This window comes from Streptomyces sp. NBC_01525 (assembly GCF_045040405.1).
GTDB classification, from domain to species: domain Bacteria; phylum Actinomycetota; class Actinomycetes; order Streptomycetales; family Streptomycetaceae; genus Streptomyces; species Streptomyces benahoarensis.
In genome coordinates this window covers 3,057,103-3,075,202 of record NZ_CP109397.1, presented here as the reverse complement: position 1 = coordinate 3,075,202, position 18,100 = coordinate 3,057,103, and the positions used below count along the sequence as shown (strand labels likewise).

13 protein-coding genes are annotated in these 18,100 nt (G+C 70.5%); 8 read left to right on the top strand and 5 right to left on the bottom strand.

Translation table 11 applies throughout. The features are described 5' to 3' along the window. The first annotated feature begins 77 nt into the window (after positions 1-77). The gene (locus OG422_RS13690) at positions 78-2,069 is read left to right on the top strand and encodes an FAD/NAD(P)-binding protein (protein ID WP_405743004.1); all 1,992 of its coding nucleotides are present in this window, start codon (positions 78-80) and stop codon (positions 2,067-2,069) included. A 55-nt stretch (positions 2,070-2,124) separates the two neighbouring features. Here the strand turns inward: OG422_RS13690 and OG422_RS13685 are convergent, their stop codons facing one another. Further along, positions 2,125-3,276, bottom strand: a complete 1,152-nt coding sequence (locus OG422_RS13685; RefSeq protein ID WP_405743002.1) for a YeiH family protein — start codon at positions 3,274-3,276, stop codon at positions 2,125-2,127. Positions 3,277-3,346: 70 nt separating this feature from the next. Here OG422_RS13685 and OG422_RS13680 point away from each other — a divergent pair, with 70 nt between their 5' ends. After that, entirely contained in the window at positions 3,347-4,327 is a 981-nt protein-coding gene (locus OG422_RS13680; RefSeq protein WP_143942640.1) for a LysR substrate-binding domain-containing protein, read from the top strand. A gap of 78 nt (positions 4,328-4,405) precedes the next feature. On the opposite strand, the gene argS is transcribed toward OG422_RS13680, so the two are convergent. Next, a complete protein-coding gene (argS, locus tag OG422_RS13675) occupies positions 4,406-6,184 on the bottom strand; it encodes an arginine--tRNA ligase (RefSeq protein ID WP_405743000.1) in 1,779 nt (592 codons plus the stop codon). Positions 6,185-6,426: 242 nt separating this feature from the next. On the opposite strand from argS, the gene lysS reads away from it, so the two are divergent. Continuing rightward, positions 6,427-8,172, top strand: a complete 1,746-nt coding sequence (gene lysS / locus OG422_RS13670; protein ID WP_405742998.1) for a lysine--tRNA ligase — start codon at positions 6,427-6,429, stop codon at positions 8,170-8,172. Between the two features lie 91 nt (positions 8,173-8,263). On the opposite strand, the gene OG422_RS13665 is transcribed toward lysS, so the two are convergent. After that, positions 8,264-9,106: a DUF3558 family protein gene (locus OG422_RS13665; RefSeq protein WP_405742996.1), complete on the bottom strand. Its 843-nt coding sequence runs from the start codon at positions 9,104-9,106 to the stop codon at positions 8,264-8,266. A gap of 213 nt (positions 9,107-9,319) precedes the next feature. After that, positions 9,320-10,246, bottom strand: a complete 927-nt coding sequence (locus OG422_RS13660) for a hypothetical protein (protein ID WP_405742994.1) — start codon at positions 10,244-10,246, stop codon at positions 9,320-9,322. Between the two features lie 170 nt (positions 10,247-10,416). On the opposite strand from OG422_RS13660, the gene OG422_RS13655 reads away from it, so the two are divergent. From OG422_RS13655 to OG422_RS13635, 5 genes are all read left to right on the top strand, one after another. Further along, complete coding sequence (locus OG422_RS13655; RefSeq protein ID WP_405742992.1) at positions 10,417-11,610, top strand: RtcB family protein; 1,194 nt, start codon at positions 10,417-10,419, stop codon at positions 11,608-11,610. A gap of 1,137 nt (positions 11,611-12,747) precedes the next feature. After that, the gene (locus tag OG422_RS13650; RefSeq protein ID WP_405742990.1) at positions 12,748-15,150 is read left to right on the top strand and encodes an IPT/TIG domain-containing protein; all 2,403 of its coding nucleotides are present in this window, start codon (positions 12,748-12,750) and stop codon (positions 15,148-15,150) included. 503 nt (positions 15,151-15,653) lie between these two features. Next, complete coding sequence (locus tag OG422_RS13645; protein ID WP_143942646.1) at positions 15,654-16,058, top strand: hypothetical protein; 405 nt, start codon at positions 15,654-15,656, stop codon at positions 16,056-16,058. Between the two features lie 124 nt (positions 16,059-16,182). Continuing rightward, the gene (locus OG422_RS13640; RefSeq protein ID WP_405742988.1) at positions 16,183-16,632 is read left to right on the top strand and encodes a hypothetical protein; all 450 of its coding nucleotides are present in this window, start codon (positions 16,183-16,185) and stop codon (positions 16,630-16,632) included. Positions 16,633-16,859: 227 nt separating this feature from the next. After that, positions 16,860-17,612, top strand: coding sequence for a PP2C family protein-serine/threonine phosphatase (locus OG422_RS13635; protein ID WP_405742986.1), 753 nt, complete (start codon positions 16,860-16,862; stop codon positions 17,610-17,612). 65 nt (positions 17,613-17,677) lie between these two features. Here the strand turns inward: OG422_RS13635 and OG422_RS13630 are convergent, their stop codons facing one another. Continuing rightward, a complete protein-coding gene (locus tag OG422_RS13630; RefSeq protein WP_251076536.1) occupies positions 17,678-18,085 on the bottom strand; it encodes a peptidoglycan-binding protein in 408 nt (135 codons plus the stop codon). Positions 18,086-18,100 lie beyond the last annotated feature (15 nt).

The window sequence follows — 18,100 nt, the reverse complement described above, 5'->3', positions numbered from 1 at the left end:
TCACGTGGGCCGTTCGCACCGTGTGATCCGTCCGATGTGAACCGTCCGATGTGAATCCGTCCGATCGGAGAAGCGGAATGACGAGCCGAACCGTCGCCGTCGTCGGGCTCGGCCCGCGGGGCCTTTCCGTCCTGGAGAGACTCGCGGAGAACGCCCGGCACGACGCCACCGAACACCTCACCGTCCACCTCATCGACTCCCACGCCCTCGGCTCCGGCCGGGTCTGGCGGCCGGAGCAGTCGCCCGAGCTGCTGATGAACACCGTCGCCTCCCAGGTGACGCTCTTCACCGACGACAGCGTCAGCTGCGCGGGCCCGATCGTCCCCGGCCCGAGCCTGTACGAATGGGCCCGCAACGCCGTCCATCTCACCCAACTCCGCACCACCGCACCGCACTTGGAGGCCGAGGCGGCGCAGCTCGGCCCGGACGATTACCCGACCCGGGCCCTGTACGGCCGCTATCTGCACTGGGTCCTGGAACATGTTGCGGCCCGGCTGCCCGCCACCGTGCACCTGGTGCCCCGGCACACCCGGGTCCGGGCGATCACCCGCGGCCCGGACGGGCGGCTGGTCCTGGAGACGTCCGACAGCGGGCGGCTCACCGCCGATCAGTGCGTGCTGGCGCTGGGCCATCTGCCGGGCGCGCTCGGCGCCCGCGAGCGCGGACTGCGGGACTTCGCCGCCCGCCACGGTCTGCGCTACCACCCGATGGCCAACCCGGCCGATGCCGACCTGCGGGACATCGAACCGGGCGAGGGCGTCCTCGTCTCCGGTCTCGGCCTGAACTTCTTCGACTACCTCGCGCTGCTCACCACCGGGCGCGGCGGCCGCTTCGTGGAGACCGGCGACGGCCTGAAGTACCTGCCGTCCGGCGCCGAACCGTATCTGCACGCCGGTTCGCGGCGCGGCATCCCGTACCACGCCCGCGGCCACAACCAGAAGGGCGTCACCGGGCGCCATCTGCCGCGCTTCCTCACGCCGGACGTGATAGCCGGCCTCCAGGAGCGCGCGGCCGACGGCGGCCTCGACTTCGACCGCGACGTGTGGCCGGCGGTCTGCCAGGAGGTCGAATACGTCTACTACCGGGCGCTGTTGGAGGAACGCGCCCGGTGGGAGTCCCGGTCGCGTGCGGATGCGGATGCGGGCGAGGCGTATCGCCCCGGGCTCGCCGCGGAGGACGAGTTCGCCGCCGACGAGGCGCTGCTCGCCGCGCTGGCGGGCGACCCCGCGGACAAGGAGCGCGCGCTCGCCGCCCTCGGCATCACCGCGGACGACCACTGGGACTGGGAGGACGTCCGCACCCCGTACCGCGACGCCGCGCCCGCCGATCACGGCGCGTTCTCCGTCTGGCTGCTCGACCATCTGGCGCAGGACGTACGGGACGCCGTCGGCGGCAACGTCCGCAATCCGCGCAAGGCGGCGCTGGACGCGCTGCGGGATCTGCGCAACGAGGTCCGGCAGGTCGTCGACCACGGCCGGATCCTGCCCCACTCGCACCGCGACGCCCTCGACGGCCACTACACCCCGCTCAACGCCTTCGTCTCCATCGGCCCGCCCGCCCGCCGGATCGAGGAGCTGATCGCGCTCATGAAGGCGGGCATCGTCACCATCGGCGGCCCCGGCTTCACCGTCGAGGCCCATCCGGACGGCCACTTCACCGGCCACGCACCGGGCCTGCCCGGCAGCCGCCGTGAGGCCCGCGTCCTGATCGAGGCGCGGCTGCCCCCGGCGGGCATCGCCCACACCGACGACCCGCTGACCGGCCAGCTCCTCACCGACGGCCTGGCCCGGCTGCACACCCTGCGCCACGGCGACGCCGTCCACACCACCGGCGCCCTGGAGGTCACGGGCCCGCCCTACCGCGTCGTCGACGCCTCCGGCAGCCCGCACCCGGACCTCTACGCGTTCGGCGTCCCCACCGAGGGCGTCCACTGGGCGACGGCGGCGGGCGTCCGCCCCGGCGTCGACTCCGTCATCCTCGGCGACGCGGACGCGGTGGCTCGGGCGGTGCTCACGGCGCTGCGGGAGCCGGACGGGGACCGGGGGCGGGAGCTGACGGCTCGGGCGTGAACCGGCACCGCGCCGCCCCTTGACGATCAGGGGGCGGCGCGGTCGTACGGCTGTCTCACGTAAATGCCAGGATCCCTGCCAGTGAGAGCGCCCCGGCGAGGACCGTCGACCCGGCGCCGAGCACAACCGGCCGCGCCCCCGTCCGGATCAGCGACATCAGATGCACCGACGTGCCGAGCCCGAAGAGCGCGCCCGCCAGCAGGAGCGTGGTCAGGGTCTGGGCGGCCGTCAGGACGGACGCGGGGAGGACGCCGGAGCTGCGGACGGCGACCATCGCGATGAAGCCGAGGACGAAGAGCGGGACCAGCGGGGGGCACTTGCCGGTGGCGTCGGGGGTGCCCTTGCGGCGACGGGCGATGCTGTAGCCGGCGATGAGCGGGGCGAGCAGTACGACGCGGGTCAGCTTGACGACGGTGGCGACGGCGAGGGCGGCGGGACCGGCGACCGAGGCGGTGGCGACGACCTGCGCCACCTCGTGGACGCTGGCGCCGGACCAGACGCCGAAGGAGGTGTCGGTCAGGCCCAGCGGGTGCTGGAGCAGCGGGAGCAGGACGATCGCCAGGCTGCCGAAGATCGTCACCAGGGCGACGCCGGTGGCGAGGTCCTCCTCGTCGCTGTCGCTGACCGCGTCCATCGCCGCGGCCGCCGAGGCGCCGCAGATGGAGAAGCCGGTGGCGACGAGGAGGGTGGTGCCGGGGCGGATGCCCATCCGCCGGCCGAGCCACATGGTCCCGGCGAACGTCCCGGCGACCGTCACCGCGACCACCAGCAGCACCCCGGGGTCGAGTTGGAGCACCTGGGAGAGCGCGAGCTGGAGGCCCAGCAGGACGACGCCGGTGCGCAGCAGCTTCTTCGTGGCAAGCTTCGCGCCGGGCAGGACGCGGTCGCCGAGCAGCCCGGTGTTACGGGCCAGCGCGCCGAGCAGCACCGCGATCGTCAGGGCGCTGACCGCCGGGACGAGGCGGTTGAGGCCGTACGAGACGGCGACGCCGACGACGACCACGGCGAGGCCGGGGCCGTGGTGGGCGAGCCAGCCGGGTCCGCCGCCGTCACCGGGCGCGGGCAGGCCGGAGGCGGACGGCGCGGGACTCTCCCCCGGAGCGGCGGGCTCCGCGGGGGCGTCCCCGGCGCTTCGGAGGAGAGGTTCGGCGGCCGGTTCCGGGTCGCTGCGGTGGGGAGGGCGGGCGGTCCCGTCAAGAGGGGGCATGTCCCGATCGTCCGATCGGGGGACAGTTCGCGGTAGCCACCAACCCCCTATGCACCCATAGACTTGTGCTATGGACGGCCAATACGCTCTGAGGACGGATCTGCGGTCGCTGGAAATGCTGCTCGCGGTCGTCGACCAAGGCAGCATCGGCGGCGCCGCGCGGGCCCTGCAGGTCGCGCAACCCTCGGTCACCAACCGCATCAAACGGCTGGAGCGGCACCTCGGGCTGACCCTGGTCGTCCGCTCGCCGCGCGGCTGCCGGCTCACCGACGAGGGCGTCGCGGTCGCCGACTGGGCCCGCGAAGTCCTCAGCGCCTCCGACCAGTTGGAGACCGGCGTCGCCGCGCTGCGCCGCAGCCACGACTCCCAGCTGAGCGTGTCGGCGAGCCTGACCGTCGCGGAGTACCTGCTGCCCCGGTGGCTCGCCGATCTGCGGCTGCGGTCGCCGGAGACGGCCGTGGCGCTGCGGATGTGCAACTCCGAGCAGGCGGCCCAGGACGTGCTGCACGGCGCCGCCGACCTCGGCTTCATCGAGGGCCCGCGCACCACGCGCGGGCTGCACGCCCGGGTCGTCGCCGTCGACGACCTCGTCATCGTCGTGGCGCCCGGCCACCCCTGGTCGCGGCGGCGCCGCCCGCTGACCGTCACCGAACTGGCCGCGACCCCGCTCATCGCCCGCGAGAAGGGCTCCGGCACCCGCGACACCCTCGACCACGCCCTCGTACGGGCCGGTGCGGAGGGCGCCGCCGCACCCCGCCTCGAACTGGCCTCGACCGCCGCGATCCGTACGGCGGTGCTGACCGGGCAGGGCGTCGGCGTCCTCAGCCGGTTCGCGATCAGCGACGACATCCGGGGCGGACGGCTGCGCGAGGTCGCCGTCGCGGACGTCGATCTGCGCCGCCGCCTGCGGGCCATCTGGCGCTCCGGCTCCCAGCTGTCGGGGCCCGCCGCCGACCTCACCAACTGCGCGTTGCAGTCGAGCTGGGGCCGCCCGGCCCGGGGGCGTACGCCGCGTCCGGTCCGTACGGAGGCGGAGACGGCGGCGGGCTGAGCCGGGCCCGACCACATACGCGAACGGCCCCGGCGGGAAGCCGGGGCCGTCGGTGCGCCCGGGTGGGCGCGGGGCGGGTCAGAGGCGCTCGGGGGTGCGGATGCCCAGCAGCGCCATGCCCTGGTGGAGGGTGCGGGCGGTCAGGTCGCAGAGGAAGAGGCGGTTCTCGACCTGCTCGGGCGTCTCCGCCTTCAGGACCGGGCACTGGTCGTAGAAGGTCGTGTACAGCGACGCGAGCTGGTAGAGGTACGCGGTCACCTTGTGCGGCGCGTACTCGGCGGCGGCGTCCGCGACCGTCTCCGCGAACTGGTCCAGGTGCAGACCGAGCGCCCGCTCCGCCGGGGCCAGCGCCAGCTCCGGGTGCGCGACCGGCTGCGCGTCGCCCGCCTTGCGCAGGATCGACTTGATGCGGGCGTGCGCGTACTGGATGTAGACCGAGGTGTCGCCGTTGAGCGAGACCATCTGGTCCAGGTCGAACTTGTAGTCGCGGTTGGCGGAGGTGGAGAGGTCCGCGTACTTCACCGCGCCGATACCGACCTGGGTGCCGCGCTCGGTGATCTCCGCCCCGGTCAGGTCCTGGGCCTTCTCCCGGACCACGGACGCCGCCCGGTCGATCGCCTCGTCCAGGAGGTCCACCAGCCGTACCGTCTCGCCCTCACGGGTCTTGAACGGCTTGCCGTCCGCGCCGAGGACCGTGCCGAACGCCAGCTGCTGGGCGGTGGTGCCGTCCTTCAGCCAGCCCGCCCGGCGCGCCGTCTCGAAGACCATCTTGAAGTGCAGCGACTGCCGGGCGTCGACGACGTACAGCAGGGTGTCGGCGCCGAGGTTGCCGACCCGGTCGCGGATGGCGGAGAGGTCGGTGGCCGCGTAGCCGAAACCGCCGTCGGACTTCTGGACGATCAGCGGGACGGGGTTGCCGTCCGGGCCCTTGACGTCGTCGAAGAAGACGCAGAGCGCGCCGTTGGAGCGGACCGCGACGCCCGACTCCTCCAGCAGGCGGCAGGTCTCGGCGAGCATGGCGTTGTAGCCCGACTCACCGACCACGTCGGCGTCGTGGATCTCCATGTCGAGCTTGTTGAAGACGGAGTAGAAGTAGACCTTCGACTCGTCCACGAACTTCTGCCACAGCGCGAGGGTCTCCTCGTCGCCCGCCTGGAGGTCGACGACCCGGCGGCGGGCCCGGTCCTTGAACTCCTCGTCGGCGTCGAAGAGCGCCCGGGACGCCTTGTAGAGGCGGTTGAGGCTGGACATCGCCGCCTCACCGGCCTGCTGCGACGCCTCCTCCAGCTGCTCGCCGGCCTGGTGGTCCAGCTCCTGCGGGTGCTCGATGAGGTACTGGATGAGCATGCCGAACTGGGTGCCCCAGTCGCCGATGTGGTGGCGGCGGACCACCTTCTCGCCGGTGAACTCCAGGATCTGCACGACGGCGTCGCCGATCACCGCGGACCGCAGGTGGCCGACGTGCATCTCCTTGGCGACGTTCGGCTGCGCGTAGTCGATCACCGTCGTGCCGGGCTGCTCGGCGTACGGGACGCCCAGCCGGTCGTCGGCGGCGCGGGCGGCCAGCGTCCGGACGATCGCCTCGTCGCTGAGGGTGATGTTGAGGAAGCCGGGGCCGGAGACCTCGATGTCCGAGATCAGCTCGGGCGCGGAGATCTCCCCGACGACCTTCCCGGCCAGCTCCCGCGGGTTGCCCTTCAGCTTCTTCGCGAGCGCCAGCATGCCGTTGGCCTGGAAGTCGGCCCGGTCGCTGCGTCGCAGCAGCGGGTCGGCGGGGCCGGCCTCCGGCAGGGCTGCCGAGAGGGCGTCCGCGACGCGCTGGTGGACCGTAGCTGCGAGGGAGGGGACCGAAGCCATGGGGTGCTGCCGTTCCGTTGAAGGCGATCAGGGAAGTTGATCCGGGGGTAAAGGGTTTGCCGATCAGTATCCCATGGCGGTTCCATCGGTTTTCCGGGCAGCGCCGTCGGTTTTCCGGGCAGCGCCGTCGGTTCCCGCGGCGGTCGTATGCGTTTTCCGTCTGGGAGAATGGGAGCGCCGGGCGTGCGCCCGTCAGCAGCAACCGTGAGCGATCAAGCGCAGCGCGCAGCGCGGAGAGCGCCGTGAGCGCAGAAGAGGAAGGGCCGACCGTGGCTCAGAGCACCGAGACAGCCGACTGGGTCTCCCGTTACGCGGATGAGGTCATCACCGAGTCGGAGCGTCGCGCGCCTGGCAAACCGGTCGTCGTCGCCTCCGGCCTCTCGCCCTCCGGCCCCATCCACCTCGGCAACCTCCGCGAGGTCATGACCCCGCACCTGGTCGCCGACGAGATCCGGCGCCGCGGCCACGAGGTCCGGCACCTGATCTCCTGGGACGACTACGACCGCTACCGCAAGGTCCCTGCGGGCGTCGACGGCGTCGACGAGTCCTGGGCCGAGCACATCGGCAAGCCGCTGACGTCCGTCCCGGCGCCGAAGGGCTCCGCGTACGCGAACTGGGCCGAGCACTTCAAGGCCGCGATGACCGCCTCCCTCGCCGAGATGGGCGTGGAGTACGACGGCATCAGCCAGACCGCGCAGTACACCTCCGGCGTCTACCGCGAGCAGATCCTGCACGCGATGCGGCACCGCGGCGACATCGACGCGATCCTCGCGCAGTACCGCACCAAGAAGGCGCCCGCCAAGAAGTCGCAGAAGCCCGTCGACGAGGCGGAGCTGGAGGCGGCCGAGGGCTCCGGCGCCGCCGGTGAGGACGACGGCAGCTCCGGCAGCGCGGGCTACTTCCCGTACAAGCCGTACTGCGCGGCGTGCGGCAAGGACCTCACCACCGTCAGCGCCTACGACGACGCCACCACCGAGCTGACGTACACCTGCGCCTGCGGCCACGGCGAAACGGTCCGGCTGAGCGAGTTCAACCGCGGCAAGCTGGTCTGGAAGGTCGACTGGCCGATGCGCTGGGCGTACGAGGGCGTGATCTTCGAGCCGAGCGGCGTCGACCACTCCTCGCCGGGCTCGTCGTTCCAGGTCGGCGGCCAGATCGTCGGGATCTTCGACGGTGCGCAGCCGATCGGCCCGATGTACGCCTTCGTCGGCATCAGCGGCATGGCCAAGATGTCGTCGTCGAAGGGCGGCGTGCCGACCCCGGCCGACGCGCTGAAGATCATGGAGCCGCAGCTGCTGCGCTGGCTCTACGCCCGCCGCCGCCCCAACCAGTCGTTCAAGATCGCCTTCGACCAGGAGATCCAGCGGCTGTACGACGAGTGGGACCGCCTCGGCGCCAAGGTCGCCGACGGCTCCGTGCTCCCCGCGGACGCCGCCGCGTACGCCCGCGCCGTCGGCACCGCGGCCGGTGAGCTGCCGAGGACGCCGCGCCCGCTGCCGTACCGCACGCTCGCCTCGGTCGCCGACATCACCGCCGGGCACGACGAGCAGACCCGCCGCATCCTCAGCGACCTGGACCCGGCCAACCCGGTCACCACGCTCGACGAGGTCCGTCCCCGCCTCGACCGCGCCGAGCACTGGATCACCAGCCAGGTCCCGGCCGATCAGCGCACCATCGTCCGCGCCGAGCCGGACGCCGAGCTGCTGGGCTCGCTGGACGACGAGGCGCGCGCCTCGCTGCGGCTGCTGGTCGACGGGCTGGACGAGCACTGGTCGCTCGACGGCCTGACCACGCTGGTCTACGGCGTCCCGAAGATCTGCGCGGGCCTGGCGCCGGACGCCAAGCCGACGCCGGAGCTGAAGGTCGCCCAGCGGACGTTCTTCGCGCTCCTGTACCACCTGCTGGTCGGCAAGGACACCGGCCCGCGGCTGCCCACCCTGCTGCTCGCGGTCGGCGCCGACCGGGTCCGCACGCTCCTCGGCGGCTGACGCCGGGACCCGTACGCGGCACCTACGCGACTGCGCCCGCCATCCCCGAGGGGTGGCGGGCGCAGTCGCGTACCGGGTCAGCCGCCCGGCGTCAGCTCTTGGAGTCCTTGGCGCCGGACCCCTTGGCGTCCTTGGCGTCCTTGCCGTCCTTCGAGCCCTTGTCGTCCTTCTTGGCCTCGTCCGTCGCCTTGCCGGTGGCGCTCTGCGAGGCGTCCGGGGCGGCGGGCTTGCCGGTCGCCGCCTCGACGGCTTCCTTCGCGGCCTTCTCGGCGTCCTTCAGCAGATCGCTGCTGTCGGGGGTGTTGCCACCGGCGAGACCCGCGCCGTTGTAGTTCAGCGTCACCACGATGTTGTCGGCACGGACGATGACCGTCTGGTTGCGGTAGTCGTTGCCCTTGCTCTTGATGTGGTACGTGACCCAGGTCGCCGCGTCGCCGGTGCCGTCGACCGCGCCGGACTGCACCTTCGTGGCGTCCTTGGTGGCCTTCGCCAGGTCGACCTGCTTCGCGTAGAACTCCTCGGCGCGCTTTTCGCCGGTGGCGTTCACCGCCGCCTCGGAGTCGTACCGCTTGAAGCTGACGTCCAGCCAGCGGAACTGGCTGCCGTCGACACCCTCGGACTTCGAGCTGTACCAGGAGCAGGTGGCGCTGGCGTTCGGGTCCGACGTCTTGCCCTTCTCGCCGGAGTCGTCCTTCGGCTTGGGCAGCAGATGCTTGAGCGTGCCATTGGAGAACACCGTGCACGGGTCGGGCAGCTTCGCGTACTTCGCCGCGGCCAGGGTCGGCGACGGCTTCGCGGCGGAGGTGGCGGGCGCTGCCGAGTCCGAGGCGTCGGCGGCGTCCTTCGAGCCGGAGTCGGAGCAACCGGCGACGAGCATCACCGGTACGGCCGCGCAGGCGAGAATGCTGGCGAGTCGCTTGGATGAACGGTGCATGGTTCCTTCGCTGTTCGTCGTTGTTCCGGCACATCAGGGCCGTTCCGGTGCGCCGGAACGTACGGCACCGGCGGTGTCCGGACCAGGGCGTACGGCGACAGACCCTAGACCGCACCGTACGCGGCGCGCGGACGATGCGCCCCGGAGATCACCGGCCGAAACGGACTGTTCGCCGACAATCCGACAGAAGGATCATTCGCCGCGAAGGGCGCATTACTCGCTGAGGGAGTCGGCCAGCTCCTCGGCCAGCGCATGCGCCTTGTCCTGCAGTTCCTGGCTTTCGGGTACCCGCGTCTTGTCGGTCGACCACTGGTCGTAGGTGAGCGTCACGACCACGTTCGACGTGCGAAACACCACAGTGATGTCGCGGTGCACCCCGGAGTCCGCCGTGGCCAGCGCGTCCTCCAGGAAACCCGCGTCGCCGAGGCCGTCCAGGAGGTGCGCGGTGGTGCCGGGGGACGGCGAACCGCTCGGGGCGTCGGCCTTGCCGCCCTTGCCGCCGCCCTTGCCCTTCCCGCCGGATCCGCCGTCCGCCGTGACCGCGTTCGCGGCGCCGCCCGCCGCCCGCCGCGCCTCGGCTTCCCCGGCCCCGTCCGCCTTCCCGCCCTTGCCGGACCCGCCGTCCTTCCCGGGCTTCGCGGACGGGCTCGGCTCGTCGCTCGGCGGTGCGGACTCCGCGCCCTCCTGCGGCACGCCCGCGGCCAGCGCCCGCTCCCCGTAGACCTCCCGTGCCCGGTCCTCGTCGCTGATCTTCGCGTCGTACGAGACGACCCGCTGGATGTCGAGCGTCAGATGCCGGGTCCCGGCGGTGGTCTCCCGCTTCCAGCGGCAGCCGACGCGGCGGTCCGTGTCGTACGTGACGTCGGCCTGACCGCCGTAGACCTGCGCCGCCTCATCGCCGGACAGGCGCTTGCCGTCGCCGGGCAGCATGGAGCGCACGGTCGACTCGGCGGGCAGCCGGCACGCGTCGGGGAGCGTCGAGTAGCGGCCCGGCTGGCCGGACTGTGACAGTGCCGCCGGGTCACCGCCCTTCGGGTCACCGGCCGGGGCGGAGGAGCCGCCCGAGCAGCCGGCGAGGCCGACGGTCAGCGCCGCGGCGGCTGCCAACGCGGCAGTGGGGACGAACGACCTGCGCTGCATCGTCCGGGGCTCCTTCCTGCGAATGCCCGGGAAATCCGGTTGCCGCCGGGAGGCGGGCGATGGAGACAATGTCTACCGCACGTCTCGCCGCAGGCGCCGGTCGACCGTCCCGCATCGCATGGATGGTCCGCGTTTTGCGTTCTATGTCTTTTCGGGGGAATGAGGAAGGTATGTCGTACACCGAGCTGCCCGGTGCGCAGGTGCCGATCCGGATGTGGGCGGATCCGTCCACCGTCGAGGACGTCGCGATGCAGCAGCTCCGCAACGTCGCCACCCTGCCGTGGATCAAGGGCCTCGCCGTGATGCCCGACGTCCACTACGGCAAGGGCGCCACGGTCGGCTCGGTGATCGCCATGCACGGCGCGGTCTGCCCCGCCGCCGTCGGCGTCGACATCGGCTGCGGCATGTCCGCCGTCAAGACCTCCCTCACCGCCGCCGACCTGCCCGACGACCTCTCCCGCCTCCGCTCCCGGATCGAGCAGGCCATCCCCGTCGGCCGCGGCATGCACGACGACCCGGTCGACCCCGGCGCCCTGCACGGCTACCCGACGGCCGGATGGGACGACTTCTGGTCCCGCTTCGACGGCGTCGCCGCGGCCGTCCACTTCCGCCAGGACCGCGCCACCAAGCAGATGGGCTCCCTCGGCTCCGGCAACCACTTCATCGAGTGCTGCCTCGACGAGGACGGCGCCGTCTGGCTGATGCTCCACTCCGGCTCCCGCAACATCGGCAAGGAGCTGGCCGACTTCCACATCGGCCAGGCCCGGAAGCTCCCCCACAACCAGGGCCTCGTCGACCGCGACCTTGCCGTCTTCATCGCCGACACCCCGCAGATGGCCGCGTACCGCAACGACCTCTTCTGGGCCCAGGAGTACGCCAAGCACAACCGCGCCGTGATGATGGCCCTCTTCCAGGACGTCATCCGCAAGGAATTCCGCAAGGCCCGCCCGGTCTTCGACCCGGTGATCAGCTGCCATCACAACTATGTCAGTGAAGAGCGGTACGAGGGGATGGATCTGCTGGTTACCCGCAAGGGAGCCATCAGCGCGGGCGAGGGAGAGTGGGGGATCATCCCCGGTTCGATGGGTACGGAGTCGTACATCGTCCGTGGTCTGGGCAACCCGATGTCGTTCAACTCGGCGTCGCACGGTGCCGGCCGGCGGATGAGCCGGAACGCCGCCAAGCGGAAGTTCTCGACGCGGGACCTGGAGGACCAGACGCGGGGCGTGGAGTGCCGCAAGGACTCCGGCGTCGTGGACGAGATCCCGGGCGCGTACAAGCCGATCGGCAAGGTCATCGAGCAGCAGCGGGACCTGGTCCAGGTGGTCGCGAAGCTCAAGCAGGTCATCTGCGTAAAGGGCTGAGATTCAGGACTTCACGCGATCGACGGTCCCCGGGCCGGCAACGGTGCGGGGGGCATCTGTCTTCTCTGGCTGATCGATGCAGGGTGTCAAGGTATCGATGACATTGGCCGATAGCCTTGGCCGTGTTTGCGGACCAGTACCAGTTCCGATGAGTGCTGTCGTAGAGGATCACATCCATGTCTGGGCGTTTGAGCTCGAAGATGTCCCGTAGACCACTGACTGTCGATTCCATGAGAAGGTCAACCGAGTCACCGATGCCGATCACTCTTTGGTCGTCGCGAGCCACGTATGCGTTCCCGAAGGCCCAGGATTGGTGCTCACACCAATCCTGATGGACATCCTCCTTGTTTCGCCCTTCTCTGAGGTTCTCCTGCAGAGCGACTGGGATATGTGCCGTTTCAGTGTCGACAGGTCTGCCGAGCTCAGAGTTATTTCGCAGTGCTCGCCGCTCCTCTTGTCCGTGCGGATGAGCTTCACGGACAGCCAGGTGCGGAGTGGTTGTGTGGGATGAAGTACGGCAGTGCCTCGATCCGCACGTGAGTCGCCAGAAATGGAACATCCTGGCCACGCCGCAGTATCTGCGCTACCTGGCCGCTGATAGCCAAAGTGGCTTGCCACCGCTGCGGGCCGTTTTGCCCTGCTTATGGAACTGCGGTTCAGTTGTTCGCCGTGCGGTCGGAGACGAGGCCGGCGATGCCCGGTAGATGTCGGGTGCTGCCCTCCTCGCCAGCTTCCTCACAGCTGCGGAGGTGGCAGGCTCGGCGTCCTCGGCCGGGGGCTTCGGCCCGCCTCAAGGAACCGGGATTCCGGGGCGACGCAGGCGGCGCCGAGACCAAGTGAGGGCAGATTGCTGCGGAGGGCGGGATTGCTTCTCCCGAGCCAGCACGCTCGGCCATTCGGATGAATGTCAAAGGGGCCGACTGTTCAAGTGACACGGGTGGGTGTCTTATTGACGGAACAGAAGCCTCACGGGTCGCCCATCCCTCTTCTGGGGATGTGGTCTGCCCGTAGGGATTGACGTTCCGGCTGGTGGCGCTGGGTTTCCCAGTGAGGAGATATCGGCTTCCGCACGGGCGTGTCGGCGTCGTCGACAGCTCGGGGCGGGCCGGCGGCCCCCGCGCAGTCAAAGGAGACGTCATGGATACCACACGCGCTTTGTCGTCCGCGATAGCACTTGCCAACCAGAGTGCGTCGGCGATGGGCCACGGCCCGGGCTCGGCCGGCGGGACAGCACACGAGACGCTGGCACGGTTCATCGCCGGAGTGCTGGCGCAGCAGGCTGCTGTGCCAGCAGGGGCGCCCGTGCAGCACCCGGCGGTGGCGTCGCGGGCCGGGCTGCTGCTCGCCGACCCGGTCGTGCCGGTCGGAACAGGCCCGATCGGGGTGGCGATCACCCCCAACGGCAACTTCGCGTATGTGGCGAACAACGGTTCCAGCACCGTCAGCGTCATCGACACCACCACCAGCCCGCCCAGCGTGGTCGCCACCGTCAGCGGCTTCAACGGGCCGATCGGGGTGGCGATCACTCCGAACGGCAACTTCGCCTACGTCACCAACGGCAGCGGCAACACAGTGAGTGTCGTCAGCACCGCCAGCAACACCATCGTCGGATCACCGATCACCGTGGGGGCCAATCCGTTCGAGATCGCCATCACCCCCAATGGTGCGACTGCCTATGTGGCAAACCACGGATCCGGAACGGTCAGCGTCATCGACATCGGCACGAACACGGTTCTCGCGACCATCGGCGTGGGCAGCCTCCCCAACGGGGTGGCGGTGAGTCCCGACGGTTCGACGGTGTACGTGAGCAACTCCGGCAGCGGCACGGTGAGCGTCATCGACACCGCCACCAACGCGGTCACCGCCACGGTAGGGGTAGGCAGCACCCCGATCGGCGTCGGCTTCACCCCGGACGGCAACTTCGTCTACGTGGCGAACAACGGTTCCGGCACTGTCAGTGTCATCGACACCACGACCGGCCCGCCGAGCGTGGTCGCCACCATCCCGGGCTTCAGCACGCCCGCCGGGGTGGCGGTCAGTCCGGACGGCTCGCGGGTGTTCGTGGTGAACTTCGGCGCCAACAACGTCAGCGTGATCGACACCGCGACGAACACGATCATCGCCACACTGCCGGTGGGTACCCAGCCCTCCCGCGCCGCGGTGACCCCCGACGGCAACTTCCTGTACGTCACCAACAACGGCAGCAATGACGTAAGTGTCCTGCAGATCCGCCCGATCGTGGACACGATCACCCCACCCTCCGGAACCACCCTCGGCGGCGACTCGATCACCATCACCGGAAGCGGCTTCACGGGAGTCACCTCCGTCACGCTCAACTCCACGCCGGTCGCCGGGTTCACGTTCATCGACGACAACACCATCACCGCGACCACGCCTCCGCACGCCGCGGGAACCGTCCAGGCGACCGTCACCACCACCCTGGGCAGTGGAACGGGCGGCAGCTTCACCTTCATCACCCCGCCCCCCACGATCACCAGCATCAACCCCGTCTCGGGCACCACCTCCGGCGGCACGCTCGTCGTCATCACCGGCACGAACTTCACCGGCGCGACCGCGGTGAGCATCGCCGGAACCCCGGTGGCCAGCTTCCAGGTCGTGGACGACACCCACATCGCCGCCGTCACCGCCGCGCACGCACCTGGCACCGGACCGGTGTCTGTCACCACTCCCGGGGGCACCGCCATCGGGCCGGCGACCTACACCTACGTCACCCCGGTCCCCACGATCACCGGCTTCACCCCCACCTCGGGCAGCACCGTCGGCGGTACGCAGGTCACCATCACCGGTACCGGACTGACCGGTGCGACGGCGGTCAGCATCGCGGGAGTTCCTGCCGCGAGCTTCACGGTGCTCAACGACACCACCATCGTCGCCACCACCGCTCCGCACGCGCCCGTCAGCGGCCCGGTATCCGTCACCACGCCCGGTGGCATCGCGACCAGCGCCACCTCCTACACCTACGTGACGCAGGTCCCCACCCTTACCGGGATCTTCCCCACCAGCGGGCCGGCCGGTGCCAGCACTCAGGTCGCCCTCAGCGGGACCGGGCTGACCGGAGCGACCAGCGTCATGGTCAACGGCACCCCGGTGCCGTACACGGTCGTCTCCGACAACGAGATCCTCGCCACCCTGCCGCCGCACGCGGCCGGAACGGTCACGGTCACCGTCACCACTCCGGGCGGCAGCGCGAGCATCCCGTTCACCTACACCCGCGACCGCACCCAGTTGACCGCCACTCCCGCGCTCGTCCAGCTCTTCCCGCCCCAGCCCCACGTCGGGCGGCTGACCGCGACGCTCACGGACCTTGACACCGGACTGCCCATCGCCGGACAGCCCATCACCTTCACCACCGGCAGCACGACCCTGTGCACGTCCACCACGGACGCCCACGGCGTGGCGGTGTGCGATGCGCTCCTGGCCCTGCCGTTGATCATCCTCAACGGCGGCTACACCGTCAGCTATGCCGGAAGCCCCAACTACCAGCCGGCAAGCGCCCACGGCGCGGTCATCACTCTCTGAGGGCTTCGACGCCCGGCTTACCCCGGAGCGCCGGCTGCCCGCCCGGGCAGGTGGCTCCTTGGCCCGGGCGGGCCGATGCTCCGGAGAGCCCCGGTCCACCTTTCCTTCGTGGGGTGGGCCGGGGCTCACCCCTGCCCGCGATTACCCTGTGCACGGCTCGGCCCTTCTGGTTTTGTCAATGCTGCCGGAGCACCCGGGCTGCGCCGAGGAGCGCGCTGAGACTGCCGTCGCTGCCGAGGGACGCCTGGGGAGATCATGGCTTCCCCGCCCGGAGGGCGGGGCCGGGGAGCCCCCGTGCCGCCGGTCAGATGCTCGCCCGGACGGCTTCCTCGATGAGGCTGGTGACCGCCCCTCCGCGAAATCGGAGGCGTTCCTCTACGCCTCCGTAGTAGGAAGAGGGGGTGAGGGCAGGTGGCGCGGTGTCAGTGGACCGATCGTTCGGCGTCACTGACGGGGTGTCGCGCTGCCTGGAACGTCGCATCGCATTACTCAGGGGAGAAGTCATGACAGACCGAATGCGGCGTACGCGGTTCGCCGCGAGCGCCTTGGTGGGCTGCGTTTCGCTGCTGGCGCTGGCGGCTTCGCCGGCGGCTGCTTCGGCGGAGGGGTGCACCGGAAACCCCGGTTCCACCGATGGGTCGGGTTCCGTCTGCCTCAACGTCAAGGGGACCAAGCTCAAGGTCAACAAGTTCACCCTCGACAAGCAGTCGAACAACCGCGCCTGGAAGGACAAGCCGGTCGTCACCGCCGGGAAATGGAAGTGGACGGGTGCGACCGTGAGCGCCCGGCGGGTGGAGGACAAGAAGGTCACCAAAACCATTAACAAGAGCTTCCCGAACAACACCCGGATGTGCGGTTACTGGAGCAAGTACCCGGGCACCAAGGCGTGCATCACGATCCACAATTGATCCGGTGCTCCTGACCGGAATATGATCCGGTACTCTTGACTGGCGGTGGGTGGGCAGCATCCACCGAGGTGATTCCCGCCCACTCGCCGCCAGGCGCACGGAGCAGGGGAAATGAGGAGGGCGGATGCCGACAGCGCGAAAGAGCGCGACGCCGACGACGCAGCCCCAAGGGGCCAAGCGAAAAAGCGGCCGCCTTCTCCTCCCCCTCGGCCTTGCCCTCTTCGCGGCATGGATCGCCGTAGTGGTCGTCGGCATCGCGAAGGAGCCCGACCCGGGAGCGGCATCGCCCCAGCAGCTCACCTCCGGCGTGGCGGAAACCCTGCACAAAGGTGATGCGGAAAGCCTGGCCCGTTACGTCAATGGCGACGGAGCCGACACCTACGCCACATCGCTGGTCGACAAGGTGAAGGATTCCGGGAATGCCGGGGATATCTCCGTTTCCCGGCTGGGGGAAAAGCAGGTGCAGATGCGTGCGCCGCATCTCTGCATGACCTGGGATATCGCAAAGAGCGACGGGCGTCTGTTTCTGGATCCCGTTCCGCCGCTGACTTCGGTGGCGTGCCCCGCGCGTTGATCCATTGAATTGAATGGTGCGCCGGGTGGCGCGTTGAATGTGGATTTTCCGCCGCCCTTCTTTTCGTCTCTCCTTCTCCGGCCTGCTCTCCGCCCCCACCCGTCCTCGTCGGGCGCGGGTGCCGGGGCCGGGCACACAATGGAGGGGAGGCGTGCGGCAGGCGCGTCTCGTGGCAGGAGGCGATGTCGAGGCGGCCCGGCCGGGGGCGGGCGGCGGGGAGTGTGCCGATGCGGTACGTCACCGTGACCGCGCTGAGCCACACGGGGCTGGTCCGTGACCAGAACGAGGACAGCCTGGTGGCCGGCCCTTGGACGCTCTGCGGGACCGTCACCGAGAACCCGCAGACCCTGGTCTTCCCGCTCGGCCACCCGCTGGTCGTGGCGGTCGCCGACGGCATCGGCGGCCAGCCGGGCGGCGAGGTCGCCAGTGAGCTGACCGTACGTCAACTCTCCATGTCCAGCGCCTCATTGACCTCCGAGGACGCGCTGCGCGACGCCCTCACGGTCTGCAACCGCGCGGTCTACGACGCCGCCGACCGCAATCGCGCACTGGCCACCATGGGCACCACCGTCGCCGGTGTGGTCGCCCTGGCGGACTCCGTCCTCGCCTTCAACGTCGGCGACAGCCGGGTGCTCGACGCCGGGCCGGGCGGACCGCGGCGGCTCAGCGTCGACGACAATCCGCCGCTGTCTCGGGGGCGCCGCACCACCTCGCTCCTCACCCAGTCCCTGGGCGGCGGCCTGCGCTACACCCCCGTCGTCCCGCACATCGCCGCCGTCCCGCACACCCCGGACGCGCGGTACCTGATCTGCACCGATGGCCTCACCGACCCCGTACCGGAGGACGAGATCGACGAGGTGCTGCGCCGGTACGCGGACGACAACAGCAAGGCCGCGTTCACACTGTGGAAGGCCGCCATCGAGGCGGGCGGGCCGGACAACATCACCCTGGCGCTGATCGGCATCGGCGGGCTGGACTGAGCGCGGCCCCGGATGGCCGTAAGGGCCGTCCGAAGACGGCCCTTACGGGGTGGGGCGGGGAGAGGTCAGGCCGCGTAGGTACCGGCGTGGTACAGGGCGTTCCAGGTCTCGGGGGTCACGGCGCCGTCCGGCACCAGACCGTAGTTCCGCTGGAAGTTGACGACGGCCACGAGCGTGGGGGCGTCGAAGTGCCCGCTGAGGTGGTTCCAGCCCAGGTACTTGCGGTTGGCGAGCAGGCACTGGATCTGCGACACACGGTCGCCCTGGTCGCCGAAGGCGGCGGTCTGCCGGCCTTCGTAGAACGCACAGGCGGCCGGGGTGTCCACGAGGTTGTCGCCCATGGCGGCGAAGGCCGGGCCGACGGAGAGGCCGGTGGTCAGCGCGCCCGCGGCGACGGCCAGTACGGCGGCGCGCTTGAGGGCCCGACCGGAACGGCGGCGGATACGGGGGAGGGGGATACGGAAGGTACTCACGCCTCTCCCCGTTCC

Excerpts from the sequence above, each read along its gene's own strand:
- OG422_RS13680 (WP_143942640.1), top strand. The coding sequence starts at position 3,347 with ATGGACGGCCAATACGCTCTGAGGACGGATCTGCGGTCGCTGGAAATG.
- OG422_RS13645 (WP_143942646.1), top strand. The coding sequence starts at position 15,654 with ATGACAGACCGAATGCGGCGTACGCGGTTCGCCGCGAGCGCCTTGGTG.
- OG422_RS13655 (WP_405742992.1), top strand. The coding sequence starts at position 10,417 with ATGTCGTACACCGAGCTGCCCGGTGCGCAGGTGCCGATCCGGATGTGG.
- OG422_RS13690 (WP_405743004.1), top strand. The coding sequence starts at position 78 with ATGACGAGCCGAACCGTCGCCGTCGTCGGGCTCGGCCCGCGGGGCCTT.
- OG422_RS13640 (WP_405742988.1), top strand. The coding sequence starts at position 16,183 with ATGCCGACAGCGCGAAAGAGCGCGACGCCGACGACGCAGCCCCAAGGG.
- OG422_RS13665 (WP_405742996.1), bottom strand. The coding sequence starts at position 9,106 with ATGCACCGTTCATCCAAGCGACTCGCCAGCATTCTCGCCTGCGCGGCC.
- OG422_RS13650 (WP_405742990.1), top strand. The coding sequence starts at position 12,748 with ATGGATACCACACGCGCTTTGTCGTCCGCGATAGCACTTGCCAACCAG.
- argS (WP_405743000.1), bottom strand. The coding sequence starts at position 6,184 with ATGGCTTCGGTCCCCTCCCTCGCAGCTACGGTCCACCAGCGCGTCGCG.
- OG422_RS13660 (WP_405742994.1), bottom strand. The coding sequence starts at position 10,246 with ATGCAGCGCAGGTCGTTCGTCCCCACTGCCGCGTTGGCAGCCGCCGCG.
- OG422_RS13635 (WP_405742986.1), top strand. The coding sequence starts at position 16,860 with ATGCGGTACGTCACCGTGACCGCGCTGAGCCACACGGGGCTGGTCCGT.
- OG422_RS13685 (WP_405743002.1), bottom strand. The coding sequence starts at position 3,276 with ATGCCCCCTCTTGACGGGACCGCCCGCCCTCCCCACCGCAGCGACCCG.